The sequence below is a fragment of the Belnapia sp. genome (assembly GCF_059504005.1).
This window is the reverse complement of sequence record NZ_JCACHU010000082.1, coordinates 1-4714: the sequence shown is the minus strand read 5'-3', so window position 1 is coordinate 4714 and position 4714 is coordinate 1. Positions and strand designations below refer to the sequence as shown.

4 protein-coding genes are annotated in these 4714 nt (G+C 64.2%); 2 read left to right on the top strand and 2 right to left on the bottom strand.

What is annotated here, in order from left to right:
- Nucleotides 1–180, top strand: a 180-nt coding sequence (locus AC5JJ1_RS12035; RefSeq protein ID WP_495785365.1) for a hypothetical protein, incomplete at its 5' end; no start/stop codon positions are given.
- 195 nt (nt 181–375) lie between these two features.
- Here AC5JJ1_RS12035 and AC5JJ1_RS12030 read toward each other — a convergent pair.
- Nucleotides 376–2007: a sensor histidine kinase gene (locus tag AC5JJ1_RS12030; protein ID WP_495785364.1), complete on the bottom strand. Its 1632-nt coding sequence runs from the start codon at nt 2005–2007 to the stop codon at nt 376–378.
- Nucleotides 2008–2282: 275 nt separating this feature from the next.
- Between AC5JJ1_RS12030 and AC5JJ1_RS12025 the strand changes: the two genes are divergently transcribed.
- Complete coding sequence (locus AC5JJ1_RS12025) at nt 2283–3581, top strand: sensor domain-containing phosphodiesterase (RefSeq protein WP_495785363.1); 1299 nt, start codon at nt 2283–2285, stop codon at nt 3579–3581.
- Nucleotides 3582–3965: 384 nt separating this feature from the next.
- Here AC5JJ1_RS12025 and AC5JJ1_RS12020 read toward each other — a convergent pair whose 3' ends face one another.
- Complete coding sequence (locus AC5JJ1_RS12020) at nt 3966–4673, bottom strand: IS5 family transposase (protein WP_495785362.1); 708 nt, start codon at nt 4671–4673, stop codon at nt 3966–3968.
- Nucleotides 4674–4714: the final 41 nt, after the last annotated feature.

The window sequence follows — 4714 nt, the reverse complement described above, 5'->3', positions numbered from 1 at the left end:
GATCCGGAGCCTGTCGCGGCTATTCGCAATCCGCCGCAAACTTCGCAACAGAACCCTAAATCGAGTGGCATGAGGACCTATGGGTTCATGCCGCCATTTAGCACCATCTGGGCAGAAACAAAAATTCCAGAGCATTTTCAGACAGTTATTGGCCACAGGCAAAATTTCGTATCACATTGAAATCGCACGAAAATCAGGTCGTTTCCGCCCAGGTAGTGTTAGACGCAAGTCACCTCCTGCCAGACCCGGAAGCCCCTGCCGCGGGCGCGGCGATAGTATGCGCTGCACCTGCCGCTCTCGCCGTGGCGTCGGCCGATGCGAGTTTGCCGCTCTGTTGTTCAAGCAGCGGCTGGATCGGTGTGACAGACCGTTGGCTCAGGCGACCGATGCCGTGGGGTGCCCAATTGGGACGCGCAGCCGGATGCGGAGCCCCTCGGGCGCGTACTTCACCTCGACACTTCCTTTGAGCTGATGGCCCAGGCCTCGCTCCAGGAGCCGCGTGCCGAACCCGCAATGCGTCGGTGGCCCGGCCACCGGCGGCCCGCCTTGCTCGATCCAGCAAAGCTCGACCACCGCTGGCGAGCCGGAGATCTGCCAGACCACCCTGACGCGGCCGAGCGGCGACGAGAGAGCTCCAAAGCGGGCCGCATTGGATGCCATCTCGTGGAGGGCCAGCGCCAAGGTGACGGCAGGCTCCGGCGGGAACCGCACCACTGGGCCGGCCACGTCAATACGTGGCTCCGCCCCCGCGGCCGGCGGCGCGGTGAACGGACGCAGCGAAGCATTCACAAGCTCGGCCAGTGTGGCGCCCCGCCAGGCGCCCACCGTCAGGAGGTCGTGCGTCTTGGCCAACGCAAGCAGCCGGTCCCGAAACGCCTTATGGAAGCGCGAGGGCTGCCCGTCGGGAGCCGGGCTTGTCGCGCGCCGGGTCTGCTCCGCGATCGACTGAACGACGGCCAAGGTGTTCTTGACCCGGTGGTTCAACTCGGCAACCAGAAGTGCCTGCCGCTCCACGGCAAACCGCTGCTCCGTGATATCCATCGTCACGCAAACCAGCCGCGTCGGCCGACGCGCACCCTGGCTGCTGGCTGCGAACCACGCCTGGCCCAGCGAACGGAGCCAGCGCGGACGCCCATCCGGACCGGTCAAGGCGGCCCGGTGCTCGACGGCGTAGCTGCCGCTCCCCGCTGGATCAATGGCTTGTAGAATAGCCGCCCGCACCTGCCCGAGATCCTCTGGGTGGACGAGGCGGTCCATCGCATCGTTGAAGGCAATCTTGTCGGGCATGCCGAACAGGGCATGCGCGGCAGGGTCCCATAGTGACAGGCCCGACCGGGGGTCGAACTCCCAGGCACCGGCCCCCGCGATCTCGAGCGACAGGCGAAGTCGCTCCTCCCCGGCCTTGCGAGCCTCTGCCTCACTCGCAAGCCTCGCCGCCTGGCGTGCTGTGCTGCGCAGCTCGAAGCCACGCGTGACAAGCGCCGCCAGATCGGTCAGGCGCCGCCGCTCCGCAACTCGCAGCCCCTCCGGTCGTGGATCGGGGGAGAGCACGCAGAGGCTGCCAAGCACCACGCCCTCAGGCGTCAGCAGCGGAGCACCGGCATAGAAGCGGATGCGGGGGCCGCCGGTGACCAAGGGGTTAGCTGCGAAGCGTGGATCGCATGTCGCATCGGGCACGACCAGAACGCTGCCTGCGGGTTCCTGGAGCAGGTGCTGGCAGAACGACCATGAGCGTGGCGTCTCGGCTAGGTCAAACCCAATGCGCGCCTTGAACCACTGCCGCTTGTCGCCGACGAGCGAGACAAGGGCGACCGGAGCGTCGAGCAGATCAGCTGCCAGGGATGCAAGGCCGTCGAACTCCGCTTCGGGTGGCGTGTCGAGCAGTTCGTAGCGATGCAGCACAGCCAAGCGCCGGGTTTCGAGGTCGGGGGCGAGCCGATGGTTGCTGGCGGGCGACGCCTGGATGAGGGCGAATGGCGCGGGAAAGTTGTGTTGGAATGCATCCATGGCGCGTGCCCACCGGTATATGCGCTACCTATAAGATATGAGTTGACGCTTCTGGTAGCGCCGCCTTTATAACGTTTACGCGAAACCACCAATGGAAGCACGGACAGACGGCAGTTGTGGATGACTTAGTAAATAAGTCCGGCAGGGACTGCGCTTGCGCAAGCAATGAAGCAGCGTACGCAACAGTACAACGCCCTCTTGCTGCCGACGCCCGCCCGGTTTCTGGATTTTTTAGCAAGGCTCAGGGATTGTTTCTCCAGCCATCATATTAACTGTTGCTGCTGCCGTATGGACTTCCCGGCACCGGCCATGATGCCAAACCTGAACGAGAGCAAGAGATGCTGAGCCACTTGATAGACCCTGCCGCTTTCGCGGCAGACAAGGCGCATGCGGGAATCAAAACTGCTCTTGAGGCGGTCAGAAAACATCTGAACATGGAAGTTGCCTACCTTTCCGAGTTCGTGGACGGACGCTCGGTCTTCCGCGAGGTCGATGCTCCCGGTCTCGAGGCGCTGATCAAGCCAGGCGACTCCCGCAGCCTCGACGATGTCTACTGCCGCCACATTCTGGCGGGTCGGCTGCCCGAGCTGATGGCGAACACCGCCGACTACCCCCTGGCGCTATCCATGCCGATTACCCAGGCCGTGCCGATCGGATCGCATCTGAGCGTGCCCGTCCGCCTGCCGGATGGACGCACCTATGGCATGTTCTGTTGCCTGAGCCCGCATGCCAACACGTCGCTCAATCCGCGTGATCTGCAGGTCATGAAGGTGTTTGCCGATATGGCGGCCCATCAGATCAGTCGGGACCTGGAAGCCGAGCAGGAGATCGAACGGTCACGCCGGGAGATCGCGCGGGTGATCGAGCATGAGCTGTTCTCGGTCGTCTACCAGCCGATCTTCAGCTTCACGCCCTTCGGTGTCGTTGGGTTCGAAGCCTTGTGCCGCTTTTCACCGGAGCCTTACCGCTCGCCGGATCTGTGGTTCGATCAGGCGGCCAAGGCGGGTTGCGGGGTGGACCTCGAACTGGCGGTGATTCGGAAGGCCATGGGTGCCTTCGAGGTGCTGCCCGACCAGGTCTTCGTCTCCGTCAATGCCTCGCCTGCAGCGATCGTCAGCGGCCGGGTGGAGGCGGTGATCGGCGATGTTCCTCAGCATCGGCTTGTCCTGGAGATCACCGAACACGCCGAGGTCGAGAACTATGATCACCTGCGGAGCGCGCTTGGTTCTTTCAGGAGGCAGGGCGCCAGGCTTGCCATCGACGATGCCGGTGCAGGCTATTCCAGCCTTCAGCACATCGTTCAACTGCAGCCCGACATCATCAAGCTCGACACGGGTCTGACCCGATCGGTTGATACCAACTCCGCCAGGCGAGCGATGACGGCTGCTCTCATCTACTTTGCCAAGGAAACTGGCTGCCAGATCGTGGCGGAGGGCATCGAAACTAAAGGGGAGTTCAGAACGCTGGAGGCTCTGGGCGTGGCCAAGGGACAGGGTTATCTCATGGGACGACCGGCAGACCTCGACAGCACCCGGGCCCTTGCCGCTTCTCAAGCAGCGTACATGCGTGTCTAGCAAGCTGCCGAAGATGCTGCTTCAATGAAGTGTAGACGGTTCAGGACGCCGCAGCAGGCAGTGACAAAGCCTTCGTCTCCTGCCTGAAGCCGGCCTGCCAACAGGCGATAGCAGTGCGATGCACTGACTGCGAGTTTATTCGACCAATAGTACCGGCAAGATTATGTTTGCATCGTTCAAACCTCAACGCTGCCGCTCCATAGCCAAACTCACCTAGTCTGGAACCGTATGTCCGAAGCCGACCGCGTCTTTGCCCGCATGACCAAACCAAGCCCCCGCTCAAACTCCAAAGACAATGAGGTCCTGCACGTTGCCTCTCGGCAGCGGGGTGCTGCTGCCAGCCAAAGCCGGGTGGTCGAGGTCGTTCACCGCCGATCGGACCGGCTAGGCTCTGTGACTGAACTCTGCGATGCGCAGGTTGATCATGGTGGCGGCGAGATGGGCGAAACCCATCCAACTACGGCGGGTCTTGTCGCGCCGGAGAGCGATACGCGCGCAGTCCTTGAGCCGGGAGAACAGGTTCTCGACGTAGTGGCGCCGGGCGTACAGCACAGGATCCCATGCGGGTGGATCGACCATGCCGCGCTTGGGCGGGGTGTGGACGGTGCAGCCCTCGGCGGCGAAGGCTGCGCGGAGGGGGGCTGAGACATAGCCCCTGTCCAGCGCGGCATCGCGGGCCGGGATACCCGAGGCGAGCGCCATAGCATAGCGCAGGTCGGAGTGATGTCCGGGGCTGGCGATCAGCCGCAGGACCCGGCCCGCGCCATCGGCGCAGGCATGGAGTTTGGAGCACAGCCCGCCACGGCTGCGGCCGAGCGCCTCGGCGGCGGCCGTGCTGCCCGCCGCTCCGCTCGCGGCCCGGTGGGCCTTGCAGGTGGTGCTGTCGAGCAGCAGCAGCCCGTCCGCGGGCAAGGCCGGGCCGAGCGCCTCGAACACCAACTCCCACCAGCCGCGCAGACACCAGCGCCGCCAGCGGTGATAAACGCTGGACCAGCAGCCCAGCCCCTCGGGCAGGTCGCGCCACGGCGCCCCGGTCCGGCAGATCCAGAGTGCCGCCTCAACGAAGCGACGAAGCGCTGTGCACAGCGACAATCAGGATGGTTGGCAGCGTCAATCAGGATGAGCGCGGCGCC